This window comes from Streptomyces sp. Q2 (assembly GCF_056820935.1).
This window is the reverse complement of sequence record NZ_JBXEJE010000020.1, coordinates 142,118-159,034: the sequence shown is the minus strand read 5'-3', so window position 1 is coordinate 159,034 and position 16,917 is coordinate 142,118. Positions and strand designations below refer to the sequence as shown.

21 protein-coding genes are annotated in these 16,917 nt (G+C 68.1%); 3 read left to right on the top strand and 18 right to left on the bottom strand.

Features of this window, described 5'->3' with window-relative positions:
• Positions 1–204 precede the first annotated feature (204 nt).
• Both ACWBNA_RS23380 and ACWBNA_RS23375 read left to right on the top strand, forming a co-directional pair.
• On the top strand, positions 205–390 hold the full coding sequence (locus ACWBNA_RS23380) for a hypothetical protein (protein ID WP_482706434.1): 186 nt from the start codon (positions 205–207) through the stop codon (positions 388–390).
• An 11-nt stretch (positions 391–401) separates the two neighbouring features.
• Positions 402–719, top strand: coding sequence for a hypothetical protein (locus ACWBNA_RS23375; protein ID WP_482706432.1), 318 nt, complete (start codon positions 402–404; stop codon positions 717–719).
• Between the two features lie 69 nt (positions 720–788).
• Here ACWBNA_RS23375 and ACWBNA_RS23370 read toward each other — a convergent pair whose 3' ends face one another.
• From ACWBNA_RS23370 to ACWBNA_RS23355, 4 genes are all read right to left on the bottom strand, one after another.
• Positions 789–1,127 (bottom strand): hypothetical protein, encoded by a 339-nt coding sequence (locus ACWBNA_RS23370; protein WP_482706431.1) that lies wholly within the window; start codon positions 1,125–1,127, stop codon positions 789–791.
• 167 nt (positions 1,128–1,294) lie between these two features.
• The gene (locus tag ACWBNA_RS23365) at positions 1,295–1,567 is read right to left on the bottom strand and encodes a hypothetical protein (protein WP_482706429.1); all 273 of its coding nucleotides are present in this window, start codon (positions 1,565–1,567) and stop codon (positions 1,295–1,297) included.
• The gene (locus ACWBNA_RS23360; RefSeq protein WP_482706428.1) at positions 1,564–2,043 is read right to left on the bottom strand and encodes an endonuclease domain-containing protein; all 480 of its coding nucleotides are present in this window, start codon (positions 2,041–2,043) and stop codon (positions 1,564–1,566) included. Before ACWBNA_RS23360 ends, ACWBNA_RS23365 begins: the two co-directional genes overlap by 4 nt.
• Positions 2,040–2,690 carry a recombinase family protein gene (locus ACWBNA_RS23355; RefSeq protein WP_482706427.1) on the bottom strand — a complete coding sequence of 217 codons (651 nt, stop codon included), beginning with the start codon at positions 2,688–2,690 and terminating at the stop codon, positions 2,040–2,042. The genes ACWBNA_RS23360 and ACWBNA_RS23355 overlap by 4 nt, the downstream gene beginning before the upstream one ends.
• A 263-nt stretch (positions 2,691–2,953) precedes the next feature.
• Between ACWBNA_RS23355 and ACWBNA_RS23350 the strand changes: the two genes are divergently transcribed.
• The gene (locus ACWBNA_RS23350; RefSeq protein WP_482706425.1) at positions 2,954–3,133 is read left to right on the top strand and encodes a hypothetical protein; all 180 of its coding nucleotides are present in this window, start codon (positions 2,954–2,956) and stop codon (positions 3,131–3,133) included.
• A gap of 156 nt (positions 3,134–3,289) precedes the next feature.
• On the opposite strand, the gene ACWBNA_RS23345 is transcribed toward ACWBNA_RS23350, so the two are convergent.
• The 14 genes from ACWBNA_RS23345 to ACWBNA_RS23280 form a co-directional block, all read right to left on the bottom strand.
• Entirely contained in the window at positions 3,290–3,589 is a 300-nt protein-coding gene (locus tag ACWBNA_RS23345) for a hypothetical protein (protein ID WP_482706423.1), read from the bottom strand.
• A gap of 3 nt (positions 3,590–3,592) precedes the next feature.
• On the bottom strand, positions 3,593–3,967 hold the full coding sequence (locus ACWBNA_RS23340; protein ID WP_482706421.1) for a hypothetical protein: 375 nt from the start codon (positions 3,965–3,967) through the stop codon (positions 3,593–3,595).
• Positions 3,964–4,398, bottom strand: a complete 435-nt coding sequence (locus ACWBNA_RS23335; protein ID WP_482706419.1) for a hypothetical protein — start codon at positions 4,396–4,398, stop codon at positions 3,964–3,966. Before ACWBNA_RS23335 ends, ACWBNA_RS23340 begins: the two co-directional genes overlap by 4 nt.
• Positions 4,399–4,716, bottom strand: a complete 318-nt coding sequence (locus ACWBNA_RS23330) for a hypothetical protein (RefSeq protein ID WP_482706418.1) — start codon at positions 4,714–4,716, stop codon at positions 4,399–4,401. It lies immediately after the preceding gene.
• Positions 4,713–5,264, bottom strand: a complete 552-nt coding sequence (locus ACWBNA_RS23325) for a 3'-5' exoribonuclease domain-containing protein (protein ID WP_482706416.1) — start codon at positions 5,262–5,264, stop codon at positions 4,713–4,715. The genes ACWBNA_RS23330 and ACWBNA_RS23325 overlap by 4 nt, the downstream gene beginning before the upstream one ends.
• On the bottom strand, positions 5,261–6,169 hold the full coding sequence (locus ACWBNA_RS23320; protein ID WP_482706415.1) for an N-acetylmuramoyl-L-alanine amidase: 909 nt from the start codon (positions 6,167–6,169) through the stop codon (positions 5,261–5,263). The genes ACWBNA_RS23325 and ACWBNA_RS23320 overlap by 4 nt, the downstream gene beginning before the upstream one ends.
• Before the next feature lie 63 nt (positions 6,170–6,232).
• Entirely contained in the window at positions 6,233–6,817 is a 585-nt protein-coding gene (locus ACWBNA_RS23315) for a hypothetical protein (RefSeq protein ID WP_482706414.1), read from the bottom strand.
• Positions 6,818–6,826: 9 nt separating this feature from the next.
• Complete coding sequence (locus ACWBNA_RS23310) at positions 6,827–7,429, bottom strand: hypothetical protein (protein ID WP_482706413.1); 603 nt, start codon at positions 7,427–7,429, stop codon at positions 6,827–6,829.
• Positions 7,426–8,520, bottom strand: a complete 1,095-nt coding sequence (locus tag ACWBNA_RS23305) for a DUF5047 domain-containing protein (RefSeq protein WP_482706412.1) — start codon at positions 8,518–8,520, stop codon at positions 7,426–7,428. The genes ACWBNA_RS23310 and ACWBNA_RS23305 overlap by 4 nt, the downstream gene beginning before the upstream one ends.
• A 3-nt stretch (positions 8,521–8,523) precedes the next feature.
• The gene (locus ACWBNA_RS23300) at positions 8,524–10,752 is read right to left on the bottom strand and encodes a hypothetical protein (protein ID WP_482706411.1); all 2,229 of its coding nucleotides are present in this window, start codon (positions 10,750–10,752) and stop codon (positions 8,524–8,526) included.
• A 9-nt stretch (positions 10,753–10,761) separates the two neighbouring features.
• The gene (locus tag ACWBNA_RS23295) at positions 10,762–15,387 is read right to left on the bottom strand and encodes a hypothetical protein (protein WP_482706410.1); all 4,626 of its coding nucleotides are present in this window, start codon (positions 15,385–15,387) and stop codon (positions 10,762–10,764) included.
• A 19-nt stretch (positions 15,388–15,406) separates the two neighbouring features.
• Positions 15,407–15,736 carry a hypothetical protein gene (locus ACWBNA_RS23290; RefSeq protein ID WP_482706409.1) on the bottom strand — a complete coding sequence of 110 codons (330 nt, stop codon included), beginning with the start codon at positions 15,734–15,736 and terminating at the stop codon, positions 15,407–15,409.
• A gap of 80 nt (positions 15,737–15,816) precedes the next feature.
• Positions 15,817–16,236 (bottom strand): hypothetical protein, encoded by a 420-nt coding sequence (locus tag ACWBNA_RS23285; RefSeq protein WP_482706408.1) that lies wholly within the window; start codon positions 16,234–16,236, stop codon positions 15,817–15,819.
• A gap of 93 nt (positions 16,237–16,329) precedes the next feature.
• The gene (locus ACWBNA_RS23280) at positions 16,330–16,917 is read right to left on the bottom strand and encodes a phage tail tube protein (protein WP_482706407.1); all 588 of its coding nucleotides are present in this window, start codon (positions 16,915–16,917) and stop codon (positions 16,330–16,332) included.

The following is a 16,917-nucleotide window of genomic DNA, read 5'->3' as shown; positions in this document are numbered from 1 at the left end:
GGCAGCCGCAAGCCCTCCCGTGGGGAGGACCGGGAGGAGCGGCGGGCCCCGCCATCCAGAGGACAGCAGGGCCCAGAACGGGGGCCTCACCTGGGGGTGGCGGATCCCGCGCGATCAACGATGCACCACAAACCGGCCACGGCGATAGACGGCGGCCGGAAGTAGTTCGCGAGCGATGTCAGTGCCGCCAGCGATGATGACCGCATGACGATCACCATGCAGAACTACGGGCTCACCTGGACCGACACCGACGGCATACCGCGCGCCTCCGCCGTCGCCTACGACAAGGCCAGCGCCGAGAGGCAGAAGGAGAAACTCGAGGGCGACTGCTGTAGGGACGTCGAGCTCGTCGAGGTCAAGCCCGGTCAGCTGCCCGACGCGAAGGGCTAGGGTCTGCGGTCATGACCGGAGCCCCGTTCCCCTTTGCTGCAGCCCCGAATGGGTGGCGAGTAGCGATCAAGTGTCCCGACGACCGTCTGATCATGGTGATGCCGATCGTCGGCTGGGCCAGCCCCGTCGATGGGATGCGGCGAACCGACGACAACCTGGCCGTCGAGCCCGTCATCCTCTTCGACAACGTCGACGATCCGATCATCACACTCCTCTCGGACACTCTCCACGAGTGGACCGACGGCGAAACACTGCACCAGATCATGGCGCCGGGCTTCGAAGTCCGTGAGGTGCCGGAGGGCTGGTCAGTGCGCGAATACGGCGACTGAACACGCGAACGCCCGCCCCAACTCGGGGCGGGCACCCGGTGAGCGCTGGTCAGACAGCGTGCGGCAGCCTCAGTGGAGTCCGCGACGGTGACCTTCCCGGCGGATCCACGCTGCCCGCTGCCCGGCGCGATCCGCCAGCTCCCGCGCCTCGCCGACCAGATGACCCGGGATCGGCCTCGGCTCACCGTCCGGCTCCAGCAGCAGATCGGCTTTGAGGGTCAGCGGCAGCATGTTCGCGCTGTCGTAGCAATCAGTCCAGCTGATGCGGTGCCCCGACGGCGGGCACACACGGTCGGCATGGGCGGTGGCCATCAGATGGTGAGCGGGCTCGCCGCCGAGATCCGTCTCGTGCGGTTCCGGCAGAAGGCGAGCGATGAACTTCGCGGCGTTGACGCGGCCAAGGGCCATGAGTCCTCCCGGACTCTCAGCGGTCGTACCCCGACCGCAACAGGCCCCGCGCCTGCAGAAGAAGCTACAGCACGCCGCTGACAGCCGCCCCGACGCGAAAGCGCCCGCCTCGTCAACGGGGGTGGTGACGAGGCGGGCGCCGGGGTCAGTCTGGCACGGGGCGATGGTCACTCCATCGCAGGCCCGACCTCTTGGCGGAAGTCGCCTCCCGCCTCGGCGTCGTACTCGCGGAGCGCAAGGAATCGACCAGGATGCGCGGCCTGCACCCGACGGTAGTGGTCAGCGATGTCCAGCCAGCCGCTCGGCCCCGGCCGCGCTGTGCCGAACGCCAGCAGCCCGGCGCCGTCAACGTCATGGATGCGGTAGTGGATCGGCGCGTGGTCACGGACCTCGCTGGCGTGGTCCAGAGGTTCGCCGTTCCAGGTGTCGTCGCGGGTCACAGGATGCCCTCCGATGCGGCGTCGATCCATTTGTCGGCCCAGTCGGTCGCGCTCGGCAGCTGCGGCGTGGCGTACTCCCCTGTGACCGGGTTCAGGTAGCGGATGGTGAGCCCGAGGATCGCGGATGGGGGCCGCTCCCGATACCTCTCGAAGATCGTGCCGGGTTCATGGTTTCTACCCTCGGTTGCGTTGCAGGACTGGCAGAGCCAGCCACGCACCAGCCCGGTTTCGTGGTCGTGGTCGCAGACCAGATCTCTCGCCCGTCCACAGATCGCACAGCGCCCGTTCTGCCACCGCGCGAGAATGCCATCGCCACCGCCAACCAGCGCCTCCGCAGCGCACTCAAGGCTCCAGAGGGCCTGCGCCTGCTCGGGTGTGCATCCCGTTCGCTCGGCACGCTCGAGGAATCCTTGCCGAACATCATCTTCTGCGGGGTGTTCGGTGGGCCAGTACCAGCAGACAGGGTTGACCGTCACTTGGCGACCTCCTGCACCTGGCCAGCAACGAGGGAAGCTCGCCCGGCCGCCAACTCGGGCACGTACTTGTAGATCGTCATGCGGCTGACGCCGAGCAGTTTTGCGATGGAACTGATGGATGCCTCCGGGTCGGTGAGCATCGCGCGAGCGTGGCGGATCTGTTCCTCCGTCATGGCTGGCGGCCGGCCGAGACGTTCACCGCGGGCGCGCGCGGCGGCGAGCCCCTCATGGGTGCCTTGGACGATGAGTTCGCGGATGAACTCGGCGAGCGCGGCGAAGACGTGGAAGACGAGACGGCCGCCGGGCGTGGTCGTGTCGAGGGACTCATGGAGGGAGCGGAATCCGATGCCCTCTTCACGCAGGGCACCGACGATGCCGATGAGGTCTTTGATCGAGCGGCCGAGCCGGTCGAGGGACGGCACGATGAGCGTGTCGCCTGGGCGCAGGTAGTCGAGGGCCTTCTGGAGTTCTTCGCGTTCGGCGTTCTTCCCGGACTTCTTGTCGGAGAAGATCCGTTGGCATCCCGCGTCATGCAGGGCGGCGATCTGTCGGTCGAGGTTCTGCCCCTTGGTGCTGACGCGTGCGTAGCCGATGAGGGCGCCCCCACCTCCGACTGGGGCGAGGAGGTCTTGGGTGTCGAGGTCCATGCCTCATCGTCCAACAAAGGGTAGTGGCTAGTAAATGGACATTGAGACTTTCTGTACACCCTTTTTGGACAACAGGTCGGGCGGGTATGCCCGTTTCGCCCCTCGGCTGTCCAACTAGCCATCAATCGATCGATTGATGGACAGTCACGCACCGTTCCCCCAACCGGGCGTGCTCCAGCGGCTCTCGGCGCGAGGCCCTGCTGACACCGCCTGGTCGGTCCGTCACACTCGGGTGCCAGGTAGGTACACGACCAAGGGGGAACGTGGATCCGAAGAAGTACGAGGCCCGGGCCAACTACAACTTGGACGCGGCTCTCAGTCCAAGCGGCACGACCAAGGCGGCGGCGGTGGCGGTCGGGATGGCGGGCGTCAACGCTCTGCTCGCGGTGGCTGGCGCGATTCAGGAACTGGCCGAGGCCGTCCGGGAGCGCCCGCAGGCATGACGAAACCGCCCCCGCTCCCCCCGCCGCCGTGAGGCAGCAAGGGGAACGGGGGCGTTGTCATTCGCCTTCGTCGTCGGGTGGCCAGTCGGGTTCGCGGAACGGGCGGGGTGACAGCCAGAACGGCGGGCTGTCATCGTCGTCGGCCATGAGGGCCTCCTACTTGCTTGGGGGGTCCTTCTTCTTCGCCTTGAGCCACTTCGTCACGGTCGCCACGGTGGCCGCATCGAGGGAGGCGAGGGCGCGCAGGGCGACGTGGTCGCTGGCGGTGGTGTCGATGCCTGCGTCGGCGAGGGCTGCGGCAAGCTCCGCTGCTTCCTGTTCGTCGGCGGGAGCCGGTGACGGGAGCTCCGCAGGCGCCGGTACGGGCTGGGCTTCGATGCGGCCCATCCGTTCCAGCGACCGGGCGTCGGCGGCGGTGTCGTCACGCCGCGGCTGCCACAGGACCGCTTCAGGCATGGCTCACACTCCAGTTCGGTTGTACTCGGCGACCCGGTCTGGCGGCGCTGGGGGCTCGATGCGGTGCTCCCGCATCTGCCCAGTCAGCTCGGAGACGTACCAGGAGAAGGCGCGCACGAGCGAGGTGAGGCTGTCGATGCGCCGCTCCTGCCGCTCGATCTTCCCCTTCAGCTCATCCCTGATTTCCTTGAACGCGGTCAGGTCCGCCTGTCGTTGGGCCGGCTCGGCCGCGGCTTGCGCCGTGGCCCGTGTCGCCTCGGCCGTCATCCGTGCAGCCGCTTTCGTTGCTCGGGCGGCGAACATGCCGGCGCCGAGCAGTGCGACGGCACCGACCACCGAGCCGATGATGGCTGCCGCAACCCCCCACCCTCCGGTCACGGTCTCTCCTCAGGGGCATGGTGGGGCACGGAGAATTCCGGCGTGGCTGCGGCCCACAGGATCATTCCGACGTGGCTGGTGGCGTACCAGCCGAAGATGGCCAGGCCGCGCGGGTAGTCGCCGTTGAACGACCCCCAAAGGAATGCCGCCCCCCATACGAACGGTGGGATCAGTGCGGCCACGAACCCGGCCCCGTCGCGGCCGACGCGCAGCCACGCCGCAGCGAAGGTTACCGCCCCGCACACCACCCAAAGACTGGCCCACCAGCGGATGTCCGCGATGGTGGTGAGGAGTTCGAGGCCGCGCGGGTTGGGTGCGGGGGTGAGGAGGTAGCCGATGCCGAAGCACATCTTCCCGGCCCCGAGCAGGGCGAGGGCGATGCCGCGGCGGCCCAGCTGCTGGCCGATCCGCCGGGCCGCCCGGCGCAGCACTCAGACGCTCCGGGGCGCGCCGCCGCCGAGTGCAGCCTGCGCCTTGTCGGACACGCCGACCGGCTTCCACAGGCCGAAGTGGGAGAGCACGCCGACGGCGAAGGAGACGAGCGCGAGGATGGCCGCGGTGCTGAAGTCCCAGCCGGGGCCGGGGTTTGCGAACTCGGTGAGGAACCCGGTCAGGGTGCTGAGCGCGAGGAGGAGGACGGCCTTCACGCCGGGGTGCGTGACCCGCTTCGTGACCAGCCCCACGAGGACGGGCAGGACGACGGAGATGAGCAGGCCCAGCCAGTAGGCCTTGTCGAGGTTCTCGTTCACGTGGTTCTCGCTTCCTGTTCGGCGAGCCAGCGCCGGACGGTCTGGTTGTGTCTGGCGTCAGCGAGCGCGTTGTGCTCGCCGGATTCCTGCTTGGGAAGCTCGTCCCAGCCGATGCCGAGGCGCCGGGCTTCCTGCTGGATGTCGTTGGTGAACATGGGGACGCCCTCGGGGAGGTCGATCATGCGGCCCCAGAGCTGGGCGAGGGCGACGTGGTCGTAGGCGCCGTAGTTCGCCCACAGCTGCACGTCGGGCCCGGCGGCGCGGATGAAGTCCATGACCTCGTCGGCGATCCGGGCCTTCGACTTCACGCGCCGGTCATAGGGGTTGAACAGCCAGCCGATCTGATAGTTCCGCTCGTCACCGGACGCCTTCGGCAGGCTCGGGACGACGTTCTCCATCAGCCACTTATGCTTGCGGATCTTCCGCTTCGGCATGTCCCTGTTGACGGCGTAGTACTCGCGCCCGTCGTCGCACACCATGCCGATGGAGATCAGCTCGATGTGGCGGCCGTCCTCGAGGAACTCGAGGTCGTAGTCGATGGCGGTCACTGGGCGAGCCTGTCGGCGAGCTTGACGGCGACCTTCTCCGCGATCTGCTCGGCCAGGGCTGGGTTCGCGGCGACGGCGGAGGCGAGCGTCGCGATCTGCGTGTCCGTCAGCTGTACGTCGCCGACGCGGGTCTCCAGGTTCTTGACCCGGGCGAGGGTCTCGCGGATGCCCTCGACCTGCGTCCGCTGCATGTAGCCGGAGTCCCAGGTGACGTTGGCGGGCGTCTTGCCGTCGGCCGCGTAGTAGTCGGTGTTGTTGTACGGCGGCCGGGCGGCGGGCAGAGAGTCTTCGCTCCACACGGCCTTCGGCACGTGCTTCACGACCTCGGCGGCGATCTCGGCAGCGGTCGGCATGTCGTCCTCCTCGGGAATGGTGGCGCCGGTCGCACGGGCGACGATCCCCGGGAACACGACCTCTCGGAACTGGGTGACGCGTGCATCCCCCGGGCAGCTGTGCCCGCTGGGGTTCCACGCGGTGAACAGGCGGTGGTAGCCGAAGCCGGGATCGCTGGCGCTGCGGCAGATCCGCAGCGGGATCCCGTGCTTCTGGTGTAGCCACACGCCGAGCTTGATGAGCTCCTCGACCTGCGCGGCCGTCCACTTGTCGGAGGCCGCGGTGTTGGAGGCCGTCTCGATCGACACGGCGCCGGTGCCGTCGGCACGCCTATTGGCTGCGGCGTTGGCGTCGGCGCGGGTCTCGGTGCCGATGAACTGGGCGATGTCCCCCTCGTAGCCGAGCCCGAAGTGGGATTCGAGGTTGGTGGAGTCGCGCCAGTACTCGTAGGTGCGGCGCGCGGTCCACGGGCCGGCGATCGAGTGGAGGATGAACTGCGTCGGCCGGATCGCATCCTGCTGATCCGACTCGGGCTGCAGCTCCATCTTCGTGGCGCCGGGATACCAAGCCATGCGGCCCCCCTTGGGCATGAAGAAGGGCGCCCAGGGTTTCGGGGCGCGGGCGGTTGGTGCGGGTCAGGCGATGATGAACGTGATATGCAGGCGCAGGTTGGCGCCGGTGTTGATGTTGTCGCTGGATGTACGCAGGGTGCAGATACCGTCGACGCCGATCACGAACGATCCGGACTCGGTGCCGGAGTCCCACGCGCCGTTGATGGTCTGGTGTGTGGGCCGCCAGCCGGATGGGACGGTGCAGCAGGCGGTGTCGCCGATGTTGCCGTTGGTGTTAGTGATCGCCGCCCCCGTGCGCTCCAGCGAAACGTCCAGGGCGACCGTCCGGCCCTCTTTGAGGCCGTAGAACGAGTTGATCGCGAAGCCGGTCAGGGAGGTCAGCCCGGACGTGGTGCTGGTGACCGTGGACGGCGGCGTCACCCACGCCGAACCGGTGTACACCTCCAGCACGTTGGCGTCTTCCCGGTAGGTGACCATGCCCTCGACGGGGGTGTCGATGGCGGCGCCGCGGGCGGACGCGGAAGCGTACCGCAGCACGCTGCGCGGGATGACGCCGGCGGCGAGAAGCTGAATGGCATCGGGAATGCTGGGGGCATCCGTCATCTGCCACAGGCCGATGCCCTGCCCGTAGTCGTCGTCTGCCGGCACCAGGGCCTCCTAGATGGTGTAGCTGATGCCGTCGAGGCCCACCCATGACGGCAGGTTCGAGGACTGGAAGGTCGAAACGATTCCGCCGAGACTGATCTCCAGGCGGCACACGGCCGGCATCACCGACGCGTCCCTGACCACAGCCCACGCGCACACCGCGGCGGGCTGGATCCCGGCGGGCAGGGTGAGCAGGGTGGCGTTGTTGGCGATCGTCCCCGAGGTGGGGCCGATGCGTCCGCGTAGCCAGATGCGTCGCCCTTGCTGCAGGTAGGAGGCGGTGTAGCCGTGGCCGGGGTTTTGGAATCCGGCGGCGAGTGTGAGCGGTGTCCAGTCGGGGTCCGCTGTAGCGGTGCGCCCCCATGCGAGCCAGTTCCCAGACGAGGACTGGGTGATGACGATGACGTCGTCGACGCGAGGCTGGCTGTAGGTCTCCATACAGCGGATGTCGGGGATGTCGTCGGCGTCGACGGTGCCGTCGCCGTTTTCGGCGGTGACGACGGCGAGGCGCCAGTCGGAGCCGCGGACGGACGGGGCCTGTTCGCCGGTGCGTTTCGCTGCCTGTTGGATCGCGGATTTGAGGTCGCGGGTGGAGGCGTGGGAGGACTTCGTCACGCGTCCTCCTTGGCGCTGATGGTGCTGATCGGGAAGTCGCCGCTGAGGTCAAGGGGGACGCTGAAGCTGGCTACTTGGTGGAGTTCGCGGCTGCCGTCTTCGTGCTGGACCCGCAGTACGTCGCCGGGTTCCAGGGCAGGGTTGGGCAGGGAGCTGATGTCGCCGGTCGCGTTCGGTGCTTTGGCCTGTGCGAGTTTCAGCGTGGCCGCGTTCTGGCAGGCCGCAGTCGTCGTCAGCGTGCTGGACGTGAAGAAGTCGGGCCGCCGCCCATACGGTCCGCCCCAGTACGTCGGGCTGTTGGGGTCGTTGTCGGTCGCCAGGTATTTGACCGGGGGCGCGTTCTCGGAGGTGTTTTCGCCGCGGGCCTGGACGCCGTTGTAGACGCCGCTGCTCGACATGCCACGGTTGGCCTTGATGTAGACGCCGCCCTCGGTTGCTTTGATCTCCCAGACGGGGGTGGCGGTGGCAAGGTCGGGCAGGGTGGCGATGACAAAAACTCCGTCGGGGTTGCAGTACACCTCGGCCCCGGCGCCAGCGGCGATCTCCTGGCAGGCCGCCCACGGGTCTGCCTCAAAGTCGAAGGTTCTCCGCCCGATCGGCTGGTCTGCGACCGTGCTGACGACGGCCGCGGCGGGGATGGACCGTTGGATGAGGGCCGTGACAGTGCTGATGACGGTGCCCGACGCCGTATACGGCGTGGTGATCTTGTCGTCGGAGACGATCGCCGACAGATCCTTGCCGGACAGGGTGACGGGGCCTTCGTTGACGTCGCCGCCGACGTCGTCGAGGCGGAACACCCCGAGCGGCACCAGCTCGGTGTCGTTGGCGTTGCCGTACTCGACTCCGCGCGAGATCCGCAGCTGTGCCCCGTAGGTGGCCAGCTGGTCGGCGGGCGTGCGCGGGATGAGCGTTGGGTCGGCGACGGTGACGGAGCAGGTACGGCGGGTCGCCTGGGCGCGGTCCACCGTGACGCTGCCGCCGGTGTGCTCCAGGTCGACGGTGCGGCCGTCTGTAAGGAGGAGCTGCACCTGGGTGATGGGCATGTGGCTTTCGGCGAGGCGGGCGAGGAACCGGCCGGAGACGGGATACACGCCTCACCTCCGCCGGTCGAGTAGCAGATCCTCGCTGGTGGCGTACACGGGCAGCAGGTCGGCGCAGGTGGCGAACTCTGTGATCACGTCCTGCCAGGTGCGGCCTGCCGGCCCGCCGACGCCGACCGTCACCGGCATGTCCTGTTCGGTCAGCGGCAGTGTCCAGGCCCGCATCTGCTCTTGCGCGAGCCCGCCGGTGCGGGTCTCGGGGACTTGGGCGACGGACACGTACATGTCGTCGACGCCCATGCCGGGGACGGCCTGCCATAGCAGCGTGTTGCCGTCGTCGAGGAGTAGATGGAGGGATTTGCGCTGCTGGTCGGACAAGGTCCAGATCGCTAGATCCCCTTCGAGGCCCTGGCGTTTCCCGGAGAGGGTGACCTTGTTGCGTCGGCCGCGGACCACGAATGACGCCTGGTCGATGGGCCGGTTCCAGTCCGGTGCTTTCGCGACCGTCACCCGCATGTTGCGTTGCGGGTTGCCGGGGTCCTTCAACCAGATCTGGTTGATGTCGTCGAGGGTGACGGTGGCGTAGCCGGTCGTCCGGGTGAATGCGGTGAGCGAGCCGGGCGGCCACTGCTCGATGTGGTACCTGACCGGCACGTTCAGTGGCGCCTCGTGATCCTCGATGATCGCCAGGTCGGAGGTGATGGCCTGGTGGTCGATCAACCCATACGGGCCGCGGACCAGAGTGCGGGAACCGTCCTGCAGTTCCCGGTACACCGACAGTTCGTAGTCGAGGAGTAGCTCCCGCAGGGTGAGTTCGATGTAGCCGCTGTCGGAGAACGCCTCCACCGCTGTCAGCGGCAGGACTTCCCACAGCACGGCCTGGTCGATGTGGAGGACGCTGCTGGTAGCCGACGCTGTCGGCACCAGCTCGATGGCACCCTGTGTCGCGCCTGCTGGCACGACCGCATCGGAGGGGATCACGTACCAGTCGCTGCCGGGCACGGTGTAGGCGTTGCCCGTCGACGCGCCGAGGTCTGTGTTCGCTGCGTCGTACCAGCGGATCCGGATCAACACTGTTGACCATGCTCCGGCCGCCGGATGAACGATGGCTTGCGCCCGCCAGTTCGTTCCCGCGCTGACCGGGAACTTTGCCGAGCGGATCGTGGATGCGGTCGCGGTCGCCGATGAGGCGGCCAGCGAGTATGCGCCGTCGAAGGCCGACAGCCCCCACGGTGTAGTGCGGGCGATCGCCGCCACACCCGACGCGACTGTCCACCCGGCGACGCCCTGCTCGAACGACGAGTCCGCATACGGCAGGACGCTGCCCGCCTGAAGCTTCGGCGCCACCGTGACAACGACCGTCTCCAGCCGCAGCACCTGCCCGGCTGACGCCGAATCCAGGCCCGCCGCCACCGAGCAGGTCGCGGCGTTCGCCGGCGCCACCATCGACGCCCGCTGCCGGTACATGCCCGTCGCCGGAGTCGGCGGCGCCAGCGTGCTGCGCTGTGCGCCGACTTGGTTGCCGTTGCTGTCGTAGAACCGCAGTTCGATCCAGCACGTCGACGCGATCGTCGGCGGCTGGAGGTAGGCGTAGGCCAGGTACTCGGTGAACGGCGTCACCGTCGGCCTGTCGACTGCCAGGATGCTGGCGTTCCCGGAGGCGATAGCGGTCAACGCCAGGGTGTGACCGCCCGCGTAGTAGTTGTCGACGGCCCACGACATCACAGGGACCTGGCGGCTGATCGTCGCGTTGACGACGGCAGCCCATCCGGAGGCGTCGACCTCGCTGCTCTCCGTGTTGAAGGGGAGCAGGTTGCCGAGAATACGGAGCGGCAGGCCGAGGTAGACGTTCTCCCAGAAGTGGTTGACCGCCGCTCCGACTTCGGTCGAGCCGAGGAGTACCTGAGCTTTCGTCGTGCCCGAGGGTGCAGCGCCGGCGACGCTCACCCGGTGCCAGCTGACCGACGAGCCGGATGTGGTGGCGGACCAGGTAACCCCGACTTCTCCGCCGGAGTCGTTGAGCCAGCGGATACCGATCCGCTCCCCCACCACGCCGGCCGTGTCGGCGAACGTCTCGTAGACGGTGCCTGCGGTGACGGGGTAGGAGGAGACGGTGCGGGCCTGCATCTCGCCCGCCGCCACGCTCTTTACGGCGAGGCAGCCGTCGCCGTTTCGCCCGCCGACACCCTTGGCGAGGGTGCAGTTGAGCTTTGGTGTCCACCCCGAGGTGGTCGGGTCGATGGACTCGGTGGTCGGGCTGAGGAGGTTTCCGGGGATCGCCAAGATTCCTCCTCAGCTCGCGTTGAGTACCTGGATGAGTTCGCCCTGCGCGGTGCGTACCTCGGTGCGGGCGATGTCGGTGATCTGCTCGTTCCCGACGTAGACCGCCACGGACAGGTCGCCGAGCTGCTGCGACGCCGACCGTGCGGCCAGCGAGGTGAGCGCATTCGCCTGAGCTGTCGTGAACACGGGCTCCGGCCGGCCCGTGCCGTTGAACGCCAAGTTCATGCCGGGCTGGAGGTAGCCGCCGGAGTCGAACGACCCCGGCTTGAAGCCGTACCACGACGTGAACAGGGAGTCCTTGTAGCCGCGGGCCCGGGAGCCGATGACGACGCCGTCCCCGCCGCGGGACTCGATGTTGGTCTTGCCGAGGGTTCCCGCCGTGTGGCCGACGCCCGCGTTCGTGATGCCGATCTTGAATGCGGAGTTGCCGTGGTAGACCCAGCCCGGAGGTGCGGTCTTCCCGGAGAACGCCCCGGTCGCCCACCGCCTGTGCGGGGTCTGCCCGCGGATGACGGACTCTGCGGCCGAGACCAGGCCGGAGCAGTCCCAGCTGGGATTCCCGTTGCCGCCCCACTGGTAGGGCAGGCCGTTCTGGGTTTTCGCCCATCTCAGGGCGGCTTGGATCCGTGGTCCCCCGATACCGCCGCCGCCCTTGTCGTCGGCTTTTTTGCTGTAGCCGAACAGGGCGTCGATGATCTTGTCGGGGATTTTGCGGATCAGTTTGCCGATGCCGGTGTCCATGCCGGGGAAGCCGGACAGCAGCGGGCTGACGACGTTCTTCACGCCCGCCCGAGCGGATCCCTCCAACGTGTCCTTCAGCCAGTCGGCGCCCTTCTTGATGGTGTTCCAGGCCGCCGAGCCCGCACCGACCGCAGACGACGCGGCGGACTTGATCCATCCGAAGATGCCTCCATCCGCGAAGGACTGGACGACACCGCCGTTGGCGTAGGGCAGGGACCGGTCCGTCGGTGTCGACGGGTTCCCGCCGAACACCGGGGACAGGGCCGCCTTCACGCCCTGCGCGCCCCGGGACTTGGCGATCGAGTTCATCGCGCCGACGAAGCCAGAGCCGACCGCGCGCGTGAACTCCGGCCGCATGATGGCCTCGCCACCCGACAGCTCGAGCGCCCCACCCGTCGGAGAGACGAACTTGTGGACGTCGCGGCCCGGCGTGTAACCGGGCATGATGCCGCCGGAGGCGAACGTGAACTTGTCCAGCTTCGGGGCGCCAAATGCGCTGGCCACAGAGTTCCAGACGCCTCGAATGCCACGGTTGTACACCACGTCCACGACGTACTGGACAGGTTTGCGGGCGAGGGCCGAAACCTGCGACCACTGCTTGCCGATGTAGTCCTTGGCTACCCGGAAGGCCGTCCCTACGGCCTTCACGCCGTTCTGCAGGGACTCGAACCAGGGTCGGACGCCGTTGGTCCACAGCCACTTCGCCCGGTCGGCGATCAGCCCGAACGAAGGCTTGATCGCTTCACGCCACAGCCAGGTCGCCCAGCCGCCCAGTGTCTGCAGCCCGCCCCAAATGTTCTGGAACACGGGCCGTAGATGCGTCTCCCACAGCGTCTTGCCTGCGACCTTGATGCTGTCCCAGGCGGGCTTGATGGCGTTCTTCCACAGCCAGGTGGCCTTGTCGCCGATCCACGTGAACACCGGGGAGAAGACGCTCGACCACAGCCACATCGCGTGTGCGGCGATCAGATCGAAGGCGGGTTTGATCGCGTGGGTCCACAGCCACATCGCGATGGCGCCCACGATCTTGATCGTGGCGATGATCGGCAGCAGGACCAGGACCACGATCGCCGTCAGAAGGATCTTCGCCGCCGCCGCGATGAAGTCGAAGGACGGCTTGATGGCATTCGTCCACAGCCACATCGCCCACCGGCCGACCGTCTGCAACGCACCCCAGATGGCGTTGAAGACAGGCTGGAGGGCGTTCGTCCACAGCCACATCGCCGCCACCTGAATGGCAGTCCACACCGCCTGCACGGCCGCCCGGAACCAGTCGAACCGCCGGTACATGTAGATCACCGCAAGCACGACGGCGGCGATCGCCAGGACAATCCAGCCCCACGGTCCCGCCTTCGAAATGATGTTGAAGGCCAGCAGCGCGCCGTTGGCGACGACCTGAGCCGCCGCCCACAGGCGGGTGGCAACCCACAGGCCGTACATGCCCAGCACCAGCTCAGGCAAGTACGTGGCGATCGAACTCAGCCCCTGCGCCAACGCGCCGATCACCTGCAGCAGCGGGCCCGATACCGGCTCGAGCGCCAGCCCGATGTTGAGAAGCGCGGCACCGATCTTGCCGAACGTTTCGGCGAGCAGCGGCGCACGCTCCGACGAGTAGGACAGGAACCGCTCAAACTCCGGGGAACCCTTCAGGCTGGTGCCCCAAGTCGCGAAGCGGCCCGTGATGGTCTGCATCCGCGACGAGATCGAATCCATGTGCGGCAGGAAGGCATCGATGACACCCGCCATCCCCTTGAAGATCCGGCCGAAGCTGATCCCCAGCCCTGTGACCGCAGGCCCGACCGAACCGGCGAGCTCCGTCTTGAACTGCTGCCACCACGGCGACTTGAACCCGGCCGACACACGGTCCTGCAGTCCCCCGATCGCATCGGCTGCAGCCAGAACAAACGGCGTCAGACCCGGCAGCGAGTTCTTGAGCCCGATCAGCGCCCGCGTGAAGATCGGCATCACCGCTGGCTGCAGCGCCTTCGACCACTCCGAGAACGCTGTGCGCAGATCCAAAAACGCGTTGAATGTGTCCCTCGCCGACGGCGTCAGCTTCGCCAGCTCAGCCCGGTACTTGGCCTGCGCGATCGCAGCCTGATCCACCCCGCCGGCCGCCGAAATAGACGCCGACTCAATCTGTCGCTGCGCCGACGCCACGGAATCCGCGCCGGCCTGCTGCGCCTGCGCCACGCGCTCCTGGGCGCGCGCGATGGTCTCGGCGCCCTGCCGCTGCGTCTCCGCAACGTTCCTCTGCGCGTCCGCGAGCTTTGACTGGGCCTCGGCGATCGACCGACTGTTGGCGATCTGCGTCTTGGTGACGTTCTGCTGCGCCGTCTTCAGCGCGGTCGTCTTGTCGGTGACGTCCTGTTGGGCGGACGCGAGCCGCTCCTGCGCCGACCGAACCGTGTCAGAGCCCTCGACGCCCGCCTTGTTCGCGGCGGCCGTCTCGTTCTTGAGGCGCTTCGTCTCGGTCGTCTGCTCTTTCAGGCGCTGGACGGCCTGGTCGTACTGGAGCAACGCCTTCTGCTTGTCCAGTTCCGTCGAGGTTTCCGACTCCAGCACCCGGTCGCGTTCGATCGTCGCCTCGGTCAGTGCGATCTGCGCGTCCCGCTGCGACAGGGTGCTGTCCGTCAGACGGTTGTTGAGATCCTCGAGCTGTTGCGTGGCCTCCTTGCGAGCTGCCACCAAATCCAGCTGTGCCTGACGGGCGGCCTTCTGCGACTGCGCGAGATCCCGCTCAGCCCGCGACACGTCGGCGTTGGCCTGCTGCATCCGGTCCGCGGCCTGCGTGTACGCGTCCGCCAGCGACTGGCGGGCAGACTTCACCTGCTGCGCGGCGCGCGCATTGTTCTGTGCGGCCTGGCGGACCGCATCCGACACGCCCCGCTCCGCATCGGCGATCTGCCGGGCCGCATTCCGCTGCGCCGACGCCAACGCCTGCTGCGCGCCAGCCATCTGCAACGCCTTCGACGCACCCTGCCCGGCTGCCTGACCGCCCTGGTACGTGGCGTTCGTCGCCGCATCTTGCGCAGCCTTCTGCGCCTGCAGAGCGCCAGCAATCCCCTTGAACGCAGGGGCCGCCACCAGCGCCACCGCCCCGATACCGGCGGCAGCAGCCACACCAGCAGCGGCGATCGCGCCCAGGCCGGCAGCCACCACCGGCAAAGCCGGGATGATCGCCGGGCCGAACGCGAGCGCCGCCGTGGCCAGGAGGTGCAGGTTCGCCGCAGCCGACCGGGTGTCGACGTCGACATTCGCCGTCCGGCCATCCAGGCGGTTGATCTCCGCTCGAAGGGCTTCCAGTTCGCCGATGGCCTGGCCGGTGTCGACGCGCACGTTGACGTCCGGGTGGTTCGCACCCAGGCGGCGCAGCTGCTCCTGCAGCCGCTCCACCTCGACCAGTGCCGTCGCCGCATCCACATCGACGCCGATGCGCTTGGACGACAGGGTTTCCAGCCGGGCCCGAAGTCGGGCCAGGTCGGCGTTGAAGCCGGTGTCGCCGAGGCGGACATCAGCGCGCGGCAGGTTCTGCATCGCAGCCTGCAGGCGTGTACGGAACGCCCGCCCGAACGCGCCACCCGTCTGATCACCCTGCCGGACGGCGGCAGGACGAGCCGTCTGCCCGCCCTGCGTGATCCCATCCCGCAGGGCCCCGCGCACCGACGCACTGATGCGGGCAGCGATCTGCCGGCCGATTTGCTCGCCGATCTGCAGGCCGATGCCGCCGACCTCGGAGCGCATCGCAGGACCAAGAGAACGTCCTGCCGCGTTCCCCGCGTCCTGGCCCGCCCGCGTCGCCGCCGGAACCAGCGCACCGCGCAGATGGCCGTAGATCCCCCGCGTGTTGGGCAGAACATCGACCTCGACGCTGCCAACAGAGATTGCGGGCACTGAGGGCCTCCCCTCAGCGCTACGCGGCGCCTCCATTGATCAGGCGGAACAGAGTGTCCGCCTGCGCGTCGGTGAGCTTCTGCTTCGCCCGCACGGGCTTCGCGCCCGGACGGCGAATGGGCTCCGGGGCCTTCGGCCGCTTCGACTTGTGCTCCGTGTTGACGCTGATCAGCACGTATTCGAGGCGGGCCACACGGTCAGCGACCATCGCTAGGAGTTGCTCAACCTGCGACCAGCGGCCCTTCTCCGGCTCGCCCTTGTCGGCCTGCTCCGCGAGCTCTTCGTCCGACATGGCATTCCGCAGCGCGGTCCACGTCGCCGACTCTGGCGGCAGGTGCTGAATGAGCACACGGAGCTTCCGCCAGGTCAGCGCCCCGCGGTGGACATCTAGGAGATCAGTGCCCGGGTAGTAGCGAGCGAGGTCGGCCTCTACCGCCTCCGCATGCGCCTCGACGACGGAGCGGGTCCACCGGATTTCCCCAGGCTCTCACCCGCGCGGGTCGACGCATCGTTGATGAATTCGCCGACCTCGTCGTTCGTCGGGTCGAGGTCCAGGAAGACTTCGTAGTCGTCGGGGTGGAGGACGATCTCCATGAACGCGCCGACCTGCCCGTTGTTCAGCAGGTTCTGCCACGACTGCCGCCACGCCCCTGGCGGGATGATGCGGACTTCCTCACCGCACAGCAGCCCAGTGACGTGCTTGTTGACGGCCTCGATCTCCTGGGCTTCCGCCTCCGACACGTCCGGCTCGTCGAAGTCCTCCTCCGGCTCCACAGCTCGCGTCGCGGCAGGCCGGGATGTTGAACGTGCTGTCGTGCGCGGCTTGCGACTGTTGGTGGTTCCGGCCATGGCGCGGGCCTCCTATGTTCTGGCGCGGGACAGGGGAAGTGAGGTGGGCGGGCCGGGCCCGCGCCGGCTGGCTATACCGGCCCGCCCACCAGCTCAGGAGCCCGAGTAGGCGGGCGTGACGGGGATCTTGTCGACGTGGTAGACGGTGTTCCCGGACGCATCCGGGTAGGTGGTGATCGTCCACTCATAGCCGGACATCTCGTCCTGCTTGAACGTCACGTCGGACCGGTCGTTGATCTCCCCTTCGGGGACGTAGAAGCCCTTGTAGGCGTCGCCGTCGATGACGAGGAACCAGAACGCGCGACGGTCCGGCGACGGCGAGGCGGTCTCGGCGTACTTGGTGAGTCCGTCGCCGTCCGGCTCCAGATCGGCTGTGTCCAGCCGGTACTGCAGCGACTGCACGGCGACCCGAGAGGTCTCCCAGACGGTCAGACCGAACGTCCGCACCGACTTGGTGATCTGCGTGCGGAACGGGCTGGTCAGACCCCAGGGGGTGAACTCCTGGCTGTCCTCGTCGAACCCGTAGGTGAGGCCGTCGTCGCTGATGGCGCCCAGCGGCTCCCACGGAGAGGCCGGCTGAATCAGCGGCGAAGCAGGCGCAGCCGTACCAACCGGCGACACCCACCCCCCGCCATTCGCACCGACCAGCGCGAGATCCGCAGCGCGGGTGATGTTGACCAT